This window comes from Actinocorallia sp. A-T 12471 (genome assembly GCF_033875155.1).
Lineage (GTDB): Bacteria > Actinomycetota > Actinomycetes > Streptosporangiales > Streptosporangiaceae > Actinocorallia.
Map to the genome: position 1 here is coordinate 866,424 of NZ_JAWZTE010000001.1, position 16,426 is coordinate 882,849.

Below are 16,426 nucleotides of genomic sequence, written 5' to 3' on the forward strand. Positions count from 1 at the left end.
GTGCACGAGGAACTGACCGCGCTCGCCGAACGGCTTGCGGCGCTGGGCGAGCAGCCCGCGCCGCCGCCGCTCGACGCCGTCAACGAGGCGATGATCCGCAACTGGCGGCAGGCGCTCGGCGACGGCCACGACTGGGGGGAGGAGGCCCCGCCCGCGATGGCGCAGGTGTGGTCGATGCCCGGCCTTGTCACCCGCAAGGAGCCGTCGGCCGCCGACGACATCCTGCAGACCCTCAACGCCAACGGCTTCACCGGCGTCGTGGCGACCAACTGCGAACACGTCTACGACAGGCCCGTCCGGGTGGGGGAGCGGCTGACGTCCACCGCGCGGTTCGGCACGCTCGTCGGGCCGAAGCAGACCGCGATGGGGCTCGGCTACTTCGTCACCTGGTACCAGTCGTGGTACGCGGGCGACGAACGCGTCGCGGAGATGCTGTTCAGGGTGCTCAAGTTCCAGCCCGTCAAGCGCAGGCCCAAGGGCAAGCCCCCGCTGCCCGCGATAGGGCTGGACTCCGAGTACTTCTGGGAGGGCGCGCGCGAAGGCGAGCTGCGCATACAGAAGTGCGGCGAGTGCGGGGAACTGCGGCACCCTCCGGGGCCGATGTGCGCGAGCTGTCACTCGGCCAAGCGCGACCACGTGGTGGCGAGCGGACGCGGCACCGTCTACAGCTATGTCGTGCACCATCACCCTCCGGTTCCCGGACGCACCCCGCCTTACGTGGTCGCCCTTGTGGAGCTGGAGGAGGGGCCGAGGATCGTCGGGAACATCCTGGGGGCCGAGCCGTCGGAGGTGTCCGTCGGGATGGCCGTCGAGCTCGACTTCGAGCGGATCGACGACGAGGTGACGCTCCCGCAGTGGCGTCCGGCCGGACGTCCCGCGCCCGCGCCGCGGCCGGTGCCCGAGCGCGTCTCGGACTGGCCCGCCCTGGAGATCCCGCTGACGCCGACCTTCATCATCTCCACGGCGCTCGGCACCCGGGACTTCACACCCGTCCACCACGACGTCGCGCTCGCCCGCGCCCAGGGCTCCAAGGACATCTTCCTCAACATCCTCACCACCATGGGGCTCGTCCAGCGGTACGTCCTGGAGAACGACCCCGACGCCGTGCTGTCCGGCATGAAGGTGCGCCTCGGCGCGCCCGCCTACGCCGGAGACGACCTGGTGCTCACCGGCACCCGGGAAGGAGACACCGTGACCGTCAGGGGAACCGTCTCGCTCGGCGACCACGTGAACGCGACGGTGACGCTGCGATGAGCCACACGCTTTCCGGCAAGGCGGCGATCGCGGGGATCGGGGCCACCGAGTTCTCCAAGCAGTCGGGCCGCTCCGAGCTGCAGCTGGCGTCCGAGGCGGTGCTCGCGGCGATCGCCGACGCGGGACTCAAACCGTCCGATGTGGACGGGCTCGTCACGTTCTCGTCAGACGTCAACACCGAGATCGCCGTCGCGCGTGAGACCGGGATCGGGGAGCTGAGCTTCTTCTCCCGGGTCGAGTACGGCGGCGGGGCGGCCTGCGGGACTGTTGCGCACGCCGCCATGGCCGTCGCCACCGGCCAGGCGGAGGCTGTCGTCTGCTACCGGGCGTTCAACGAGCGCTCGGGACACAGGTTCGGACAGGCCACCGCCTCCACGCGCGGCGCGACCTCGCAGGGCCTGGAGTTCTCCTGGCACCTGCCTTACGGCTTCGCCACGCCAGCCGCCTGGGTCGCCATGTTCGCGCGGCGTTACATGCACGAGTACGGGGCGACGAGCGAGGACTTCGGACGGGTCGCCGTCGCGATGCGCAGGCACGCGGCGACCAACCCTGCCGCCTGGTTCCACGGGCGTCCTATCACCCTTGAGGAGCACCAGGACTCGCGCTGGATCGTCGATCCGCTGCACCTGCTTGACTGCTGCCAGGAGTCCGACGGCGGCGTCGCCATCCTCGTGACGTCGGCCGAGCGCGCGCGCGACCTCCCGAACACCCCCGCGGTGATCGCGGCGGCGGCGCAGGGCGCGGCGGCCGACCAGTACATGATGTTCAGCTACTACGGCCAGACCGATCTGACGGAACTGCGCGCGATGGGCGTCGTGGGCGAGCGGCTCTGGCGGGATTCCGGCCTCACCCCGGCCGATATCCAGACCGCGATCCTCTACGACCACTTCACGCCCTTCGTCCTGTACCAGTTGGAGGAACTGGGCTTCTGCCCGCGCGGCGAGGCACGCCACTTCATCGCCGACGGCACCATCGAGCTCGACGGCAAGCTGCCGGTCAACCCGCACGGCGGCCAGCTCGGCGAGGCGTACATCCACGGCATGAACGGCATCGCCGAAGCCGTCAGACAACTGCGCGGCACCGCCGCCAACCAACTCCCCTCAATCACCAACACCCTGGTCACCGCCGGCACCGGCGTCCCCACCAGCGGCCTGATCCTCACCACAACCTGACCCCCACCACCCCCGGCCCGCTAACGGCCCGGGGGTGGCCCCAAGCGATCACATAAACCCGGCTTCCCGGTCTCGTCGCGCGGCGCATCCGGGTGGATCTTGAAGTGTGGGACCGGCAGACGCTCGGGCACCAGGAGACGGTCATCGGGCGGGTCAAGGCGTCGGGCGCGCCCGTCGGGGGGAGCGGTGAGCACGACAGACCTGATCTGCGCCGGATGGACGAACGGGCGCATGTCCGGCTCGTCCATCCCGAGGCGAACGGCGGCGCGCGTCTTCTGCGGCGCGGCTACTCCTACGCCGACGACCTGCTCGGGCCGTACGTGACGCACACGTCGTCGGGGGTGTACGCGGTGCCGCCCGGGGTCGTCGAGGGCGGTTTCTGGGGCGAAGGACTGCTCGGCTGACCGGGGAGACCCTTTTGTGATGCTTCTTCTCTCTTGTGCGGTACTTCGGAATGCGGAATAGTGTGCGGTGCGAAGGAGGAAGAGTGGACACGACGCAGTTGCTCAAGGGGGTGCTGGACGTGGCGGTGCTCGCGGTGTTGGACGAGCGGGACAGCTATGGGTACGAGGTCGTCCGGCGGCTGAGGGAGGCCGGGCTCGACGACGTCGGGGACGCCTCGGTGTACGGGACGCTCCGGCGCCTTTTCAAGGCGGGAGCCCTGACCTCCTATGTGGTGCCCTCCGAGGAGGGGCCGCACCGCAAGTACTACGGCCTCAACGACGCCGGGCGCGTCACCCTGAAGGACTCCCGGGCGACATGGAGCAGTTTCGCCCGGACCATGGACACCCTCCTGGAGCACAGATGAGCATCGTCACCGACTACGCGGCAGCGGTCCGCGCGGCGCTCGCCGACATCCCCCAGGCCGACCGGGACGAACTCCTGGAGGACCTCGAAGAACACCTCGCCGAGGTCGCCGCCGAACACGACGGCCCCCTCGAGGACCGCCTCGGCACGCCCGAGGCGTACGCGGCCGAACTGCGCGCCGCCTACACCGAGCCCGTCTCGACCAAGACGCGGCGCGGGCCCCGCGAACTCGTCTCCGGGCTTGAGCGCGGCACCCAGCGGCTCTTCGACGGCGTCCTGCCCGAGGGGTCGGCGGGCCGCGACCTCGCCCGCGACCTGCGGCCCCTGTGGTGGGTCGCGCGCGGCTACCTCGCGGGCTACCTCGTCAACGCGCTGCTGCTGAACGACGGCACGGACCTGTGGCCCAACGGCAGGCTCGCGCTGCTCGTGCTCGTCATGGCCATCGCCGGGTCGGTGCTGCTCGGCGGCAGGGGCCGCCGCCGTCCCCGGCGCGGATCGGTGATCCTGCTCGCCGTCGCGGGCCTGACGGGCCTCGCCGTGCTCGGCGCGCTGGCCTTCAGCGTGAGCGTGCGCGACGGCTACGCCGAGGCGGTGCCATCGGCGTCCGAGCCCGGCTCCCAGCTCGGTGCGGTCGCCAACATCTACGTCTTCACCCGCGACGGCAAGCCCGTCAAGGACGTGCTCCTGTACGACGAGTGGGGCCAGCCGATAGTGACGACCCCCGACGCCTGGGGCTACATCGAACGCGGCGGCGACCCCCTCACCCCGAACGTCTACCCCAAGCAGATCTGCGCCGAATCAGGCATGGAAAGCACCCTCGTCCCGCTCTGCCCGGACAACGCCCAGGTAGGCCCCTTCCCCGACGAGGCAGGCCCGACCTTCCCGGCGGTGGCCCCGACGGCCTCCCCGGCCGCCACCCCGCCCCCGTCGGACAACCCTTCCGCCGACCCCACCGACAGCCCCTCACCCACCCCCTCGGACTGACGCCCCCGCCTCCCGCCCGCCCCGAGCCCGGGCGGGAGTCCGGCGCGCCGTATCGCCGGGGGACCGGCCGACGCGGAAGTGCCGGAGAACTCGGGATCGGGCGGCTCCGGCGAAAAGGTAAGTTCTGGCCATGCGGAGAGAGCGGGTGGCCGACGTCGGGCTGTTCCTTGTGCTCGGCGCGCCCGCCGCGTTCGCGTTGGGGATTCCTGAGGGGCTCAGCGAAGCGCCGCAGGCGGTGGGGCTCGTCGGGCTGGCGGGGGCCGTCGCCGTCGCGCGGCGGTTCCCGGCCGTCGCGCTGGCCGGGGCGATCGCGCTCACCGCGCTGCACGGCAACTTCGCGTTCGCGATCCCGGTGATGAGCCTGCTCGCGGGGCGCAGGATGGCGCGGGTCAGGCCCGTCGTCTGGGCGCTGTGCGGGGTTTTCGCTTTGGGGACCGTCCTGCACCTCGTGCGCGGGGAGCCCGCCGAGACGTGGTTCCAGCTCACCTGGTGGTTCGTCGTCGCGGGGGTGCTGCCCTGGCTGCTCGGACGGTACTGGCGGCTGCGCGCCGACCTCGAGGAGTCCGGGTGGGAGCGGGCGCGCAGGCTCGAGCGCGAGCAGCGCATCGTGGGCGAGCGCGAACGGCTGCGCGAGCGCGCGAGGATCGCCGCCGACCTGCACGACAGGCTCGGCCACGAACTCAGCCTCCTCGCGCTGCGCGCCGCAGCCCTGGAACTCGCCGCCGACCTGCCCGAGCGGCACAGGACGGCGGCCGCCGATGTCCGCGAGGGCGCGGCCGCCGCCACCGAACGCCTCCAGGAGATCCTCGGCATCCTGCGCCCCGGCGACGCCGCGACCCGCCCGTCCGGCGAGACCGTCGCCGACCTGGTGGAGCGCGCCGCCGCCTCCGGCATGGCCGTCACTCTTGACGAGTCGGGCCCGCCCGCCCCCGCCCTCGCCGACCGCGCCGCCCACCGCATCGTCCAAGAGGCCCTCACCAACGCCGCCAAACACGCCCCCGGCGCGGCCGTCTGCGTCAACGTGACCCGCACCGACCACGACACATCGGTCGAAATCATCAACAACCCCCCACCCGCGGGCCCCCTCCCGTCCGCCCCTGGCAACCGCCTCGGCCTCACCGGCCTCCGCGAACGCGTACGCCTGACCGGCGGCACCCTCACCGCCACCCCCGAAGCCCACGGCTTCGCCCTCCGCGCCCACCTCCCCCACACCCCACCCCCCACCCACCCCGACCACCCCACCCCCGCCCACCCCGACCCCACTCGGTCCGCCCTCGCCCAGTTCGACCCCGCGCGGGTTGACCCCGGGCGGATCGACCTTGACCGGGCGGGCTTCGGCCGGTTCGACCCCGTCGACCCCGATCTCGCCGGGTATCGCGACGCCGACGGCGGCCCCGTGAATGCGGGCGTCGTGCGGGGTGGGGCGAGTGGGGCGGGGTGGGATGAAGTGGACTCGGCGGTCGCGGCGCGGAGGTCAGGGCGGCGGGCGGCGCGGCGGGGGCTTGCCGCCGCCGTCGCGGTGCCGGTGGCGCTGGTCGGCGCGCTCGGGCTCGCGATGGCCGCGTATTACACCTACACCGGAGGTTTCACATGGTGACGGATATGTCGGGCGGGCCGATCCGGGTGCTGCTCGCCGATGACGAGCCGCTGCTCCGGGCCGGGGTCAAAGCGGTCCTCGCGGCAGATCCCGGGCTTGAGGTGGTGGGCGAGGCCGGCGACGGGCACGAGGCGGTCGCCGCCGCGCTCGCGCACCGCCCCGACGTCGTCCTGCTCGACATCCGCATGCCCCGCATGGACGGCCTCGAGGCCGCCGCCGAACTGCGCAGGACGTCCCCGCAGACCGCGGTCGTCATCCTCACGACCTTCTCCGAGGACGCCTACATCACCCGCGCGCTGGCCGAGGGCGCCGACGGCTTCCTGCTGAAGACCGGCGACCCGCGCGACCTCCTCGCCGGGGTCCGCGCCGCCGCGTCGGGCGGGGTGTGCCTCGCCCCGTCCGTCGCCCGCCGCCTCCTCGACGGCCTGGGCGGCGAACGCCTCGCTCGCGCCGCCCGGGCCCGTGACGCCGTCGCACGCCTCACCCCAAGGGAGCGAGACGTGCTCGCCCTCGTCGCCGAGGGCATGTCGAACGCGGAGATAGGACGCCGCCTCCACCTCGTCGAGGGCACGGTGAAGGCGCACGTCAGTTCGATCCTCGTGCGCCTCGACGCCGCCAACCGGGTGCAGGCGGCGATCGTGGCGCACGAGGCGGGCTTGGGCGTCCCCTAGACGTCCCGCTTGCGCAGCACGTACAGCGCGCCGAGTGAGCAGGCGCACGCCCACCCGACCACGACGGCCAAGCCGACTGCCGGAGGGTAGGGGTCGGAGACGCCGGTCATGAACACCGTCCCCGCGACGCTCGGAAGGCCGTTCGCCAGGGAGGTCTCGGCTTCCATCGCGATAACGGGCACCACTACCAGCAGCACGAACAGCGCGGACAAGGCTCCGGCCGCGCTACGCAGCAGGTACACGAGGGCAAGGGTGACCACGCCCATGACCGCCGAGTACGCCCCCATCGCAAGGCTGTCGCCTACGAGCCCGTCAAGGGTGCCCCACTCGCCGAGCAGTGGGTAGGTCGCGAGCGCGCCGAGCACGCACAGCAGCGCCCCCGCGACGAACATGACGGGGCCGAGCACCAGCGCCTTGGCCAGGTAGACCCTGCCGCGCACCGGCACCGCCTGGAAGATCCACCTGACGTTCCCGTTGGCGTATTCGGCGCTCACCCACAGGACAACGAGGGCGAGCAGGACAAACTGCCCCATGCTGAACGCGTCGGCGGCGATCGCGCCCGCGGTCGTCACGCCCGAGTCGTTGTCGAGCCGGTCGTCGGTGTTGTCGTTGGCGTGGATGAGCCCGAGCTGGGCACAGGTCAGGCACATCACGACAAAAGCCCCGGCGAGCGTCCACCAGGTCGAGCGGATCGTCGTCAGCCGGGTCCACTCGCCGGCCGCCGCCGCGCGCAGTTCCGCGTTCACGCGCCCACCCCGTATTCCACGGACTCGCCGGTGAGCTCCATGTACTTCTGTTCCAACGATGCCTCCTCGACCGTAAGTCCGTGCAGCCGCACGCCGAGCTGGTAAGCGAGGTCGCCCACCCGCTCGACGGACTCCCCGGCCACATAAAGCGTCCCCGGCGCGCTCGACCGGGCCCCGGGCAGCCGCTCACCCAACGCGGCGAGCCCCGCCGCGTCCGGCGACGTCACCCTCACCCCCCGCCCCTCGGAGACGAACTCCGCGACGGTCGTGTCCGCGAGCAGCCGCCCCCGCCCGATGACGACAAGGTGATCCGCCGTCATCTGCATCTCGCTCATCAAATGGCTGGACAGCAGAACTGTCCGCCCTTCGGCCGCGAGCGACCGCAGAAACGTGCGCACCCACCGCACCCCGTCCGGGTCGAGCCCATTCACGGGCTCGTCGAACAAAAGCACCCCCGGATCCCCGAGCAATGCCGCGGCTATTCCCAGCCGCTGGCTCATCCCGAGCGAATAAGTCCCCGCCCGCCGATCCGCCGCCTTGCTGAGCCCGACGATTTCCAGCACTTCCCCGACCCGCCCCGCCGGCACCCCACCGGCCCGCGCAAGCGCCTTCAAATGGTTCCGCCCGGTCCGCCCCGGGTGCACGGCCCGCGCGTCAAGCAAGGCCCCCACCTCCCGCAACGGCCACTTGAGTTCCCGGTACAAGCGCCCCCCGACGAGCGCACTCCCACGCGTAGGCGCATCAAGCCCGAGCACCATCCGCATCGTCGTGCTCTTCCCGGCCCCATTAGGCCCAAGAAACCCGGTGACCCTCCCCGGCTCAATCCGAGCACTAAGCCCATCAACAGCCACCACATCCCCATACCGCTTCGTCAATTCCCGCAGAACAATCACTCCGAACCCCTTCGTCTCCCCCCAAACCTACAAACCCACCCCACCCCCCAACCCGACACCAACGCCCCCACCACCCCCCCACTTTCGTCAGGCCCCCCACCCCCCCAAGCACTACTCCCCCCACCCAGAACACGCGCGTCGACCGTCGAACCGCCGGAGCTGGATCGTGCAGGGAGACCGGCGGGAGGAGCCTGAGGTCGTCGCGCAGGTCGTAGGGTTCAAGTCCGAGGAAGGGCTTGTCGAGCTCCCCGAAGCCCTTGTCGACCTGCTCGCCCGGATGTACGTGAAGGAGAACTATGGAATCGATCTCGGCGTCGGAGCGGCAGGAGATGATCAGCCGGATCACCCATGAGGCCCTCCACCTGGAGCTCAGGGATCGCTATGCGATGGACGCCGAGGTGATCGCCCGTTGGCAGGCCGGGGAGCGAGACGAGGTGTTCGCGTCGGTCAAGCCCTGGTGCGACGAGGTGCGTGCGGGGGTCGCCGCAGGTAAGACCTATCGCCGAGCGAGTGTGGTCTCCGAGCCGCTGTCGGTGTACCAGCGGTTCTGTGTTGCGGCGAACGCGGTCAAGGTGGAAGCGGGGGAGGACATCCGTGTCGTGCCGCGTCGGCTGCTGTCCGCGATCGGCGTGCCGGGCAATGATTTCTGGCTGCTCGACAGGCGGGTCGTCGTCTTCGGAATCTTCTCGGGTGATGATGAGCGGGTCGATATTCAGTGGACGGAGGAGCACGCGGTGGTGGGCTTCTGCTTGCGGGCGTTCGAGTCCATCTGGGCGCTGGGCATTCCGCAGCCCGAGTACGAACTGATCTAGCCGGTGTCCGGTCGTGCCGTCGAGGCCCGCAAAGCGTTCGGGGCGAGGCTCAAGGAGCTGAGACTCGACGCGGGGCTGACCGGCCGCGCGCTCGCGCAGGCGTCCGGCATCCACAACACCACGATCTCGCGGATCGAGCAGGGTCGGCTCAGCCCGTCCGAGGACAACATCCGGGCGTGGGCGATCGCGTGCGGCTCGGCCCGTCTGATTCCGGAACTCGTCGCGGTGCGTCGCGAGGTCGAGCAGATGTGGGTGGAGCACCGTCGCGAGTTGAAGGCGGGCCTGAAGCGTGTTCAGGCAGAAGGCGACCTTTACGAGCGAACCGCGCTGCTGCGCGTGTACGAGTCGAACCGGGTGCCCGGCATTCTCCAGGCCCCCGGTTACGTCGCCGCGGCGATGCGGGCGGTTTCGGCTTTTCACGGCAGTCCGGGAGATGACGACGACGTCGCCCAGGCGACGTCCGCGCGTCTGGCGAGGCAGCGGCTGCTCACCGAGGGGACGGGCTTGAACCGCTACTCCTTCGTCATCGAGGCCGGTGCGCTCGACCTCACCATGGGCGTCGCCATGGACGAGCAGTTCGACTTCCTCCTGTCGGTCATCGGCCTTCCCCACGTGGCTTTCGGCGTCATCCCTCCCGGCCGCTCCCGCGAGATCTGGGCGGGCGAGGGCTTCTACCTCTTCGACGACACGTTGGTCCGCACCGAGATGTGGACCGGTGAGTACCGGACGAACCGCCCGGAGGAGATCGCCGACTACGCGCGCATCTTCGACAGCCTGCGCCGCTCCGCCGTCTACGGAGACGCCGCACGAGCGCAGGTAGAGATCGCCCGGCAAAGAGTGAGCACTCAAACTCTTTAAAATCTCTCGCCCCAGCCAGATGTGCCCTCCTACCTTCGAGGTATGAGCGTTGAGGGGTTTGGGGAGGGTGGGTGGAGCGGGGAGGGGGTGTCGCCTCGGCTTTCGCCGCTGCCCGGTTTGCGGGAGACCTATCTGGAACTGCTGCGCATTGAGGTCGTCAGGCATCCTCATATGGGGGCCGGCGTCGTTTTGCGGGAGGGGCGACGGGTCCTCTTCGTGGTGCACGGGGAGACCGGGCGGCTCGCCGACATCGACCTCACCGTGGAGGGCGACGCCCACTGGTACACGTGGGCGCTGGACCACGGCCCCGGCCGCCCGATCGGGACTCCGGCGCGTTCCGCCGACGTCGCCGCGACCATCGTCAAGGCACTGTCCGAGGCCACCCGTCCCGACCGAGCCCGCTGAGCGGGTCGCCGCCGGGCGCGCTCAGCGGCGGGGCAGGGGGGCGCTGCACGGGGCTGTTGGGGTGGGGGTTGAGCTTCTGGCTCAGGGCTTCCGGGGTTGTGGTCTCGAGGAGGCCGTCGGCTGTCATCGCCCACCATCGGCGGGTGGTCTCGCCGTACCAGATGAGGTTCGGGTTCATCTCGCGTAGGTGGGAGAGTTGGCGGTCGCGCCACTCGTCGGCGTCTTCGCGGAGCTCCCAGCACCAGGCGGAGGTTCCCGGGCCGGTCGGGACGCTCTGCCACCGGACGCACAGTTCGTCGACGATGGCCAGGCCGCGGCCTCGGGCGGCGGTGCCGTTCGGCATCCGCACCGGAAGGTCCCTCGCGCGTGCCCCCAGTCGGGCCACGACCGCGTCGTTGATCACCGGGTCGGCGTCGTGCACGAGCAGGCCGAGCAGCGCGCCGCGCGCGGGCAGCAGCCACAGCCCGACCTCTCCGCCCCCGCCGTGCTCCACCACGTTCGCGATCAGCTCGGACACGACGGTCACGCAGTCGTCCCCCACGCTCGGCCCCTCCACCACCCGCCGCACCCACCCCCGCAACTCCCGAACCTCCCCATGACTCCCGGTCCCACCCCGCACCTGCCGCCCCGCCCCCAAAACCCCCCGAACCGCCTCCCACACACTGACGACCCCCGGAGGCCGCACACCTCCCCCCGACGCCCTACGACCACCCATGGCCGGACTCACCTCCGATCAAGGCCCCGGAGCCGGTGATCCACCACCGCCTGGGGCTGTTCCGTTGAGAGGGGAAGCCTTGGTTCCCCCGGCCAGACTCACCGATCCCGGGGTGGCCGGAACAGGGCCAGGATTAGGGGCCAAACGGGGTCCGGTTGAACGGCGCGGTCCTCTCCGGAAAATGGTCAGGTTGTTGCGACTGATATGGCGAAATGGCTGTGCGGTGTTCGACGCCGCGTGCAAACTGGGTGCATGACGGTAGGGCCGTTCATACAGGAGCTCCGCGAAGCCTTGGATATGTCACAAGGTGAGCTGGCTGCCCGACTTTGCGAAGTTTCCCAGCGGCCGACGGTGACCCGTGAGCAGGTCTCCCGCTGGGAACGGGGTGTGCGCAACCTCGGGCCCTTCTGGGCGCGATTCATGGCGCAAGCCCTTGAGATCCCGGAGGATCTTCTTCATCCTGGCCGAGTGAAACGCCGTACGTTCCTTACCTCGATGACAGTCGCGTCCCTTGGCGGTACCGCCTTCGGCAGGAAGGCGTCGGAGATCATGTCCTCCGTCGCGGGTGCCGATTCGGGTCCGCTGGCGGGTGTTCAGACTTCCCATCAGACCGACCTTGTTCTGGCGGGGCTGGTCAGGGCGGACAAGGCCGCGCTGCGCCGGCTGGCGGCGTGGACGTCTGACGGGGAGTCGGCTGTCCTGCGGGTGAACGCGGCGGGCATTCTGGCCAAGTTGCCCGACAATCCAGTGGACATGGTCGTCATCAGATCCCTGGCCAACGACCTTGAAGTGCGGGAGCGCTATCTGTCGGCGGTGAAGGCGCGGGTGGGGATGACCGTCCCCGCACTGGTCAGTGAGGCCGCGAACCCTCATGACGCCGGTGCCCGCTGGTGCGCCGCCTACCTCTTGGGAACCCTCGGATGATCGTCATTGAGGTCAGGGACGCGGAACTGATCGCGGATCTTGAGAGGCAGCTCGCGGCGGAGGGGGTTGTTTCGGGGGCGATCGTGTCGCTGATCGGTGCCGTGGACTCGTTCACGATCTCGACAATGCCCGCGCATAATGCGAGTGCGGACATCGTCACTGAATACGGTCAACCAGCCGAGATGCATGGGACCGGGGAGATCGTTGACGGTAAGGCACATATTCACGCGACGATGGCGGTGGAAGGGGACAGGGGGATCGCGGGGCATCTTCACCGGGCGCAGGTGGGGTACTGGTTCGCTCGCGTGTATGTCGAGCCGTTGGACTTATGGCATCGCGTGGGTTCTAGGGGGTGGGGCAGGGGGGGTTTGGGGGGTCGGGGAGGTGGTGGGTGTCGGCGAAGTTGAGGGTTGAGGTGTGGGGGAAGGGGGCTGTGGTGCCGGTGAGGTGGAGGTAGTGGTCGGGGGGGAAGTGGAGGCAGGCGGTCAGGGTGGCGGAGGTGGGGGAGGGGTGGGTGACGGTGATGGTGACGGGGCCTGGGTGGGTGGAGTATTCGGAGATCAAGTAGGTGGTGGCTGCGTCTAGGTCTTGGCCGGTGGCTTCGGGGGAGGTGTGGTCTAGGGATTTGAGGCGGGTGGGGTCGGCGGAGCGGAGGGCGGTGAGGAAGTCGGTGAGGGCTACGCGGTCGGGGCGGGTGGTGCCGTGGAAGGTGACGTTTTCGGGGTAGGGGCCTCGGGACCAGTGGACGGCGTAGAGGGTCGCCGCCGTCAGGGCCAGTAGGGCGGGCGGGATGAGCCAGCGGGTGGGCAAGGGCGGTCCGGGCGGTGAGGTGGGCGGGCAGAGGCGGCACTGTGTGTGACTGGATGATGGGGGTGGGGTTACGCGGTGTCAACGAGTGGGCTTCGGCGGGTCGTAGGACGGGTGCGTAGGGTGAGGGGAGGGAGAGGCGGACGGAAGGGGAAACCATGGGGCGGTTGCCGGAGGACGAGATCCTTACGCGGCTGGTGCAGGTGCCGCTTTGGCGGCGGAGCGGGAACGTGATCACCCGGACGGTGGAGGCGCCGAGCTTCCTCGCAGGGATCGCCATCGTGGACGGGGCCGCCCAGGCGGCCGAGGACGCCAACCACCATCCGGACATCGACATCCGCTGGCGGAACGTGACGTTCACGCTCACCACCCACGACGAGGGCGCGACGCTCACCGACAAGGACTTCGATCTCGCCGAGAAGATCGACAGGGTGGCGCGGGAGAACGGCGCGTGAGCCTGCCGCGGCGGGGGTGATCGCCGTGGCGTTTGCCGTCCGCTGGGGCTAGTGACGCCCGATCACGGGGAGAACCGGGTTTATGCAGGTAAGACGATTAATCCAGAATTTCCCGAAGTTTCTGGGAGACCGCGGGATAACTGATCCGGTTCACCTGGGAAGGGCTACTGACCCTATGCCCAAGGGGAGGCACGGTGTCGGTGACGGTGGAGGACGTGTACGAGCACGTCCATGGAGTCTGCTTCAAGAAGGGCCCGCCCGGGACGGTCGGAGCCGAGACCGAGTGGTTCGTCAGGGAGAAGGGGAGACCGCTCGCCCACGTCCCCGTAGCGCGCTTGCGCGCGGCGATGGCCGAGCCCCTGCCCGGCGGCAGCCGGGTCACCTTCGAGCCGGGCGGCCAGCTCGAGCTGAGCTCGGTCCCCATGGACGGCCCCGAGGGCGCGTGCGCGGTCCTCGCCGCCGATCTCGCCGAGACGAGACGCCGGCTCCCGGGCCTCGAACTGCTCGGCATGGGCGTCGATCCCGAGCGTCCCGCGCGCCTGCAGGTCCGCGACGAGCGTTACCGCACGATGAGCCGCTACTTCGACGACCTGACGATGATGTGCTCGACCGCGTCGGTCCAGGTCTGTCTCGACATCGGCCGTGACGCCGCCGAGGCCGCCCGACGCTGGCGGCTCGCCCACCTCCTCGGCCCGGTCCTCGTCGCGGCGTTCGCGAACTCGCCGCTGCGCGCGGGCCGCCGCACCGGCCACCTGTCGACGCGCCAGGCGGTGTGGGCGGGCATGGACCGCTCCCGCACGACCGCGCCCGTGGGCGACGTCCCCGAGACGGCCTGGGCCGAGTACGCGCTCGACGCGAGGGTCATGCTGATCCGCCGCGCCGAAGGCTGGGTGGAGAACCCCGGGATCACCTTCCGGCAGTGGATTCACGAGGGCGGCCCGACCGCCGACGACCTGCGCTACCACCTCACCACCCTCTTCCCGCCGGTACGGCCGCAGGGCTGGCTTGAGCTGCGCATGATCGACGAGCTGCCCGACCCGTACTGGCGGGTCCCTGTCGCGCTCGCCGCCGCCCTGCTCGACCGGGCCCCGGACGCCGCCGAGCGCGCCGCGGCCCCCGCGGCGGGCCTGTGGGCGAGGGCCGCGCGTGACGGGCTGCGCGACCCCGTCCTTGCCCGCGCCGCCGTCGCCTGCTTCGAGGCGGCCGTCCCGCGCCTGCAAGGCCCGCTGAGGGAGCTCGTTGAGGAATACGCCGAGAGGTACGTCGTGCGGGGCCTGTGCCCGGCCGAGGACGTCCTGAAGGGGGAGCACGCATGGACGCGCTGAGGGAGCGGATCGCGGCCGAGCTCGTCGCCGCGCGGGAGCGCAGTAACCTCCTGACCGCGCTCGACGACCGGGACCTCACCTCGCAGGTCTCGCCGCTGATGTCGCCGCTGGTGTGGGACCTCGCCCACGTCGGCAACTACGAGGAGCTGTGGCTGCTGCGCGCGGCCGCGGGCGTGGAGCCGCTGCGTCCGGAGATCGACGGCCTGTACGACGCGTTCGAGCACCCCCGCGCGACCCGTCCTACGCTGCCTCTCCTACCGCCCGACGAGGCCCGCGCCTACATCGGCACCGTACGCAACATGGTTCTGGACTCCCTGAAGGACCTGAGGGAGGACCGTCTCTTCCTCTACGAGATGGTCATCCAGCACGAGCACCAGCACGACGAGACGATGCTGGCCACCCACCAGCTCCGCAAGGAACCCTCCGGCCTCACCGAGCCCTCGGCCGACGGCCTTGTGCCCGTAGTCCCGTACCGCCCGGAGACGTTCATCCCCGGCGGCCCGTTCACGATGGGCACGGACGACCCCCAGACCTACGACAACGAGCGGCCCGCCCACGTCGTGGACGTCCCGCCGTTCTTCATCGACACGGTCCCGGTCAGCAACGCCGACTACATGGCCTTCATCGAGGACGGCGGCTACGACCAGGAGCGCTGGTGGGACCCGCGCGGCTGGGCGTGGCGCAAGGACAAGGACGCCAAGGCCCCGGCCTTCTGGTTCCGCGAAGGGGTCTGGCTGCGCCGCAGGTTCGGTGACGTCGAAGCCGTCCCGCCCGACCAGCCGGTCCAGCACGTCAGCTGGTACGAGGCCGACGCGTACGCGCGCTGGGCGGGTAAGCGCCTCCCGACGGAAGCCGAGTGGGAGAAGGCCGCCCGCTGGGACGAGACGGAACAGCGTTCCCGCGTCTACCCCTGGGGCGACACCTACGCCCCGGACAAGGCCAATCTGGGTCAGCAGCGCTTGCAACCGGCGAAAACGGGTTCCTTCCCCGATGGAGCCTCGCCCTCGGGAGTCAGGCAGCTCCTGGGCGACGTCTGGGAGTGGACCTCCACCGACTTCCACGGCTACCCGGGGTTCCAGGTCAAGCCGTACAAGGAGTACTCGCTGGTGTTCTTCGGACCCGACTACAAGGTGCTGCGCGGAGGCTCGTGGGCGACCGACCCCGTCGCCGCGCGCGGCACGTTCCGCAACTGGGACTACCCGATCCGCCGCCAGATCTTCGCCGGTTTCCGCTGCGCGAGGAGTGCCTAGTTGTGCAGGCACCTGGCCTATCTGGGCCCGCCGCGGACCCTGCACTCGCTCGTCTACGGCCCCCCGCACTCGCTGGAGAAGCAGGCGTGGGAGCCGAAGCTGTGCGTCCGCAACAAGCTCAACGCCGACGGCTTCGGCGTCGGCTGGTACGCGGGCGACCGGACGCTGCGCTACCGCCGCGCCCAGCCGATCTGGACCGACACCGGCTTCGCGGAGCTGAGCGAGGTCCTGACGGCCGGGATCGCCCTCGCCGCCGTCCGCAGCGCCACCCCCGGGTTCCCGGTGGACGAGTCCGGCGCGCAGCCGCTGCGCTGCGAGCGCTGGCTGTTCAGCCACAACGGAAGGGTCGAGGGCTTCGGCGCGGTCGAGGCCAAGCTCCGCGAACTCGCCGGGGACCTGTCGCTGGTGCCCGAGGCGCGCGCGCCGCTGGACTCGGCGCTGCTGTTCGCGCGGGCCGTCAGGTCGTGGCGCGGCGGCAGGAACCTCGCCGACGGGCTCGCCGAGACGGTCCGCACGGCCGCCGCGATCGCCCCCGGCGACTACAACCTGCTCGCCTCCGACGGGTCAGGCATCGCCGCCACCGCGTGGGGCGCGTCACTGTTCGTCCGCGCGACGGACCAGGCCGCCGTCATCGCCTCAGAACCCTACGACGGGAACCCCGCGTGGCAGCGGGTGCCCGACCGCTCGCTCGTCGCCGCGCACCGGCACGGCGACACAGTACGACTGGCCGTCCATCCGCTGCGCTGAAGGA

Annotated in this window: 21 protein-coding genes; 17 read left to right on the forward strand and 4 right to left on the reverse strand. The window is 70.6% G+C overall.

The window, feature by feature from the left end:
- The 7 genes from R9X44_RS04090 (at window position 1) to R9X44_RS04120 (ending at window position 6,485) form a co-directional block, all read left to right on the forward strand.
- On the forward strand, window positions 1-1,254 hold the full coding sequence (locus R9X44_RS04090; RefSeq protein WP_319812578.1) for an OB-fold domain-containing protein: 1,254 nt from the start codon (window positions 1-3) through the stop codon (window positions 1,252-1,254).
- The gene (locus R9X44_RS04095; protein WP_319812579.1) at window positions 1,251-2,426 is read left to right on the forward strand and encodes a lipid-transfer protein; all 1,176 of its coding nucleotides are present in this window, start codon (window positions 1,251-1,253) and stop codon (window positions 2,424-2,426) included. The genes R9X44_RS04090 and R9X44_RS04095 overlap by 4 nt, the downstream gene beginning before the upstream one ends.
- 86 nt (window positions 2,427-2,512) lie before the next feature.
- Window positions 2,513-2,830: a Dyp-type peroxidase domain-containing protein gene (locus R9X44_RS04100; protein WP_319812793.1), complete on the forward strand. Its 318-nt coding sequence runs from the start codon at window positions 2,513-2,515 to the stop codon at window positions 2,828-2,830.
- Window positions 2,831-2,913: 83 nt separating this feature from the next.
- Complete coding sequence (locus R9X44_RS04105; protein ID WP_319812580.1) at window positions 2,914-3,234, forward strand: PadR family transcriptional regulator; 321 nt, start codon at window positions 2,914-2,916, stop codon at window positions 3,232-3,234.
- Window positions 3,231-4,217 (forward strand): HAAS signaling domain-containing protein, encoded by a 987-nt coding sequence (locus R9X44_RS04110; RefSeq protein WP_319812581.1) that lies wholly within the window; start codon window positions 3,231-3,233, stop codon window positions 4,215-4,217. Before R9X44_RS04105 ends, R9X44_RS04110 begins: the two co-directional genes overlap by 4 nt.
- Window positions 4,218-4,347: 130 nt before the next feature.
- Window positions 4,348-5,814 (forward strand): sensor histidine kinase, encoded by a 1,467-nt coding sequence (locus tag R9X44_RS04115; RefSeq protein ID WP_319812582.1) that lies wholly within the window; start codon window positions 4,348-4,350, stop codon window positions 5,812-5,814.
- Window positions 5,808-6,485 (forward strand): response regulator transcription factor, encoded by a 678-nt coding sequence (locus R9X44_RS04120; protein WP_319812583.1) that lies wholly within the window; start codon window positions 5,808-5,810, stop codon window positions 6,483-6,485. The genes R9X44_RS04115 and R9X44_RS04120 overlap by 7 nt, the downstream gene beginning before the upstream one ends.
- Here the strand turns inward: R9X44_RS04120 and R9X44_RS04125 are convergent.
- A complete protein-coding gene (locus tag R9X44_RS04125; RefSeq protein WP_319812584.1) occupies window positions 6,482-7,231 on the reverse strand; it encodes a hypothetical protein in 750 nt (249 codons plus the stop codon). The two genes, R9X44_RS04120 and R9X44_RS04125, sit on opposite strands and share 4 nt — an antisense overlap.
- Complete coding sequence (locus tag R9X44_RS04130; protein ID WP_319812585.1) at window positions 7,228-8,124, reverse strand: ABC transporter ATP-binding protein; 897 nt, start codon at window positions 8,122-8,124, stop codon at window positions 7,228-7,230. The genes R9X44_RS04125 and R9X44_RS04130 overlap by 4 nt, the downstream gene beginning before the upstream one ends.
- Before the next feature lie 166 nt (window positions 8,125-8,290).
- Here R9X44_RS04130 and R9X44_RS04135 point away from each other — a divergent pair, with 166 nt between their 5' ends.
- Genes R9X44_RS04135 through R9X44_RS04150 form a run of 4 tightly spaced genes read left to right on the forward strand, consistent with a single transcriptional unit; the run spans window position 8,291 to window position 10,199 of the window.
- On the forward strand, window positions 8,291-8,476 hold the full coding sequence (locus R9X44_RS04135; protein ID WP_319812586.1) for a hypothetical protein: 186 nt from the start codon (window positions 8,291-8,293) through the stop codon (window positions 8,474-8,476).
- Window positions 8,421-8,936, forward strand: coding sequence for a DUF6879 family protein (locus R9X44_RS04140; protein ID WP_319812587.1), 516 nt, complete (start codon window positions 8,421-8,423; stop codon window positions 8,934-8,936). The genes R9X44_RS04135 and R9X44_RS04140 overlap by 56 nt, the downstream gene beginning before the upstream one ends.
- 3 nt (window positions 8,937-8,939) lie before the next feature.
- The gene (locus R9X44_RS04145) at window positions 8,940-9,794 is read left to right on the forward strand and encodes a helix-turn-helix transcriptional regulator (RefSeq protein WP_319812588.1); all 855 of its coding nucleotides are present in this window, start codon (window positions 8,940-8,942) and stop codon (window positions 9,792-9,794) included.
- Window positions 9,795-9,836: 42 nt separating this feature from the next.
- The gene (locus R9X44_RS04150; protein ID WP_319812589.1) at window positions 9,837-10,199 is read left to right on the forward strand and encodes a hypothetical protein; all 363 of its coding nucleotides are present in this window, start codon (window positions 9,837-9,839) and stop codon (window positions 10,197-10,199) included.
- Here the strand turns inward: R9X44_RS04150 and R9X44_RS04155 are convergent.
- Window positions 10,156-10,740 carry a hypothetical protein gene (locus tag R9X44_RS04155; RefSeq protein ID WP_319812590.1) on the reverse strand — a complete coding sequence of 195 codons (585 nt, stop codon included), beginning with the start codon at window positions 10,738-10,740 and terminating at the stop codon, window positions 10,156-10,158. The genes R9X44_RS04150 and R9X44_RS04155 overlap by 44 nt on opposite strands.
- Before the next feature lie 426 nt (window positions 10,741-11,166).
- Here R9X44_RS04155 and R9X44_RS04160 point away from each other — a divergent pair, with 426 nt between their 5' ends.
- Window positions 11,167-11,838, forward strand: coding sequence for a helix-turn-helix transcriptional regulator (locus R9X44_RS04160; RefSeq protein WP_319812591.1), 672 nt, complete (start codon window positions 11,167-11,169; stop codon window positions 11,836-11,838).
- Complete coding sequence (locus R9X44_RS04165) at window positions 11,835-12,245, forward strand: PCC domain-containing protein (protein WP_319812592.1); 411 nt, start codon at window positions 11,835-11,837, stop codon at window positions 12,243-12,245. The genes R9X44_RS04160 and R9X44_RS04165 overlap by 4 nt, the downstream gene beginning before the upstream one ends.
- Here R9X44_RS04165 and R9X44_RS04170 read toward each other — a convergent pair.
- Window positions 12,184-12,648, reverse strand: a complete 465-nt coding sequence (locus R9X44_RS04170) for a hypothetical protein (protein WP_319812593.1) — start codon at window positions 12,646-12,648, stop codon at window positions 12,184-12,186. The two genes, R9X44_RS04165 and R9X44_RS04170, sit on opposite strands and share 62 nt — an antisense overlap.
- A gap of 155 nt (window positions 12,649-12,803) precedes the next feature.
- Between R9X44_RS04170 and R9X44_RS04175 the strand changes: the two genes are divergently transcribed.
- The 4 genes from R9X44_RS04175 (at window position 12,804) to egtC (ending at window position 16,422) form a co-directional block, all read left to right on the forward strand.
- On the forward strand, window positions 12,804-13,100 hold the full coding sequence (locus R9X44_RS04175) for a 4a-hydroxytetrahydrobiopterin dehydratase (RefSeq protein WP_319812594.1): 297 nt from the start codon (window positions 12,804-12,806) through the stop codon (window positions 13,098-13,100).
- A 194-nt stretch (window positions 13,101-13,294) separates the two neighbouring features.
- Entirely contained in the window at window positions 13,295-14,425 is a 1,131-nt protein-coding gene (gene egtA / locus R9X44_RS04180) for an ergothioneine biosynthesis glutamate--cysteine ligase EgtA (protein WP_319812595.1), read from the forward strand.
- Window positions 14,413-15,675 (forward strand): ergothioneine biosynthesis protein EgtB, encoded by a 1,263-nt coding sequence (egtB, locus tag R9X44_RS04185; RefSeq protein ID WP_319812596.1) that lies wholly within the window; start codon window positions 14,413-14,415, stop codon window positions 15,673-15,675. Before egtA ends, egtB begins: the two co-directional genes overlap by 13 nt.
- The gene (egtC, locus tag R9X44_RS04190) at window positions 15,676-16,422 is read left to right on the forward strand and encodes an ergothioneine biosynthesis protein EgtC (RefSeq protein WP_319812597.1); all 747 of its coding nucleotides are present in this window, start codon (window positions 15,676-15,678) and stop codon (window positions 16,420-16,422) included.
- Window positions 16,423-16,426: the final 4 nt, after the last annotated feature.

Excerpts from the sequence above, each read along its gene's own strand:
- R9X44_RS04175 (WP_319812594.1), top strand. The coding sequence starts at position 12,804 with ATGGGGCGGTTGCCGGAGGACGAGATCCTTACGCGGCTGGTGCAGGTG.
- R9X44_RS04115 (WP_319812582.1), top strand. The coding sequence starts at position 4,348 with ATGCGGAGAGAGCGGGTGGCCGACGTCGGGCTGTTCCTTGTGCTCGGC.
- R9X44_RS04150 (WP_319812589.1), top strand. The coding sequence starts at position 9,837 with ATGAGCGTTGAGGGGTTTGGGGAGGGTGGGTGGAGCGGGGAGGGGGTG.
- R9X44_RS04140 (WP_319812587.1), top strand. The coding sequence starts at position 8,421 with ATGGAATCGATCTCGGCGTCGGAGCGGCAGGAGATGATCAGCCGGATC.
- R9X44_RS04110 (WP_319812581.1), top strand. The coding sequence starts at position 3,231 with ATGAGCATCGTCACCGACTACGCGGCAGCGGTCCGCGCGGCGCTCGCC.
- R9X44_RS04160 (WP_319812591.1), top strand. The coding sequence starts at position 11,167 with ATGACGGTAGGGCCGTTCATACAGGAGCTCCGCGAAGCCTTGGATATG.
- R9X44_RS04165 (WP_319812592.1), top strand. The coding sequence starts at position 11,835 with ATGATCGTCATTGAGGTCAGGGACGCGGAACTGATCGCGGATCTTGAG.
- R9X44_RS04095 (WP_319812579.1), top strand. The coding sequence starts at position 1,251 with ATGAGCCACACGCTTTCCGGCAAGGCGGCGATCGCGGGGATCGGGGCC.
- egtB (WP_319812596.1), top strand. The coding sequence starts at position 14,413 with ATGGACGCGCTGAGGGAGCGGATCGCGGCCGAGCTCGTCGCCGCGCGG.
- R9X44_RS04120 (WP_319812583.1), top strand. The coding sequence starts at position 5,808 with ATGGTGACGGATATGTCGGGCGGGCCGATCCGGGTGCTGCTCGCCGAT.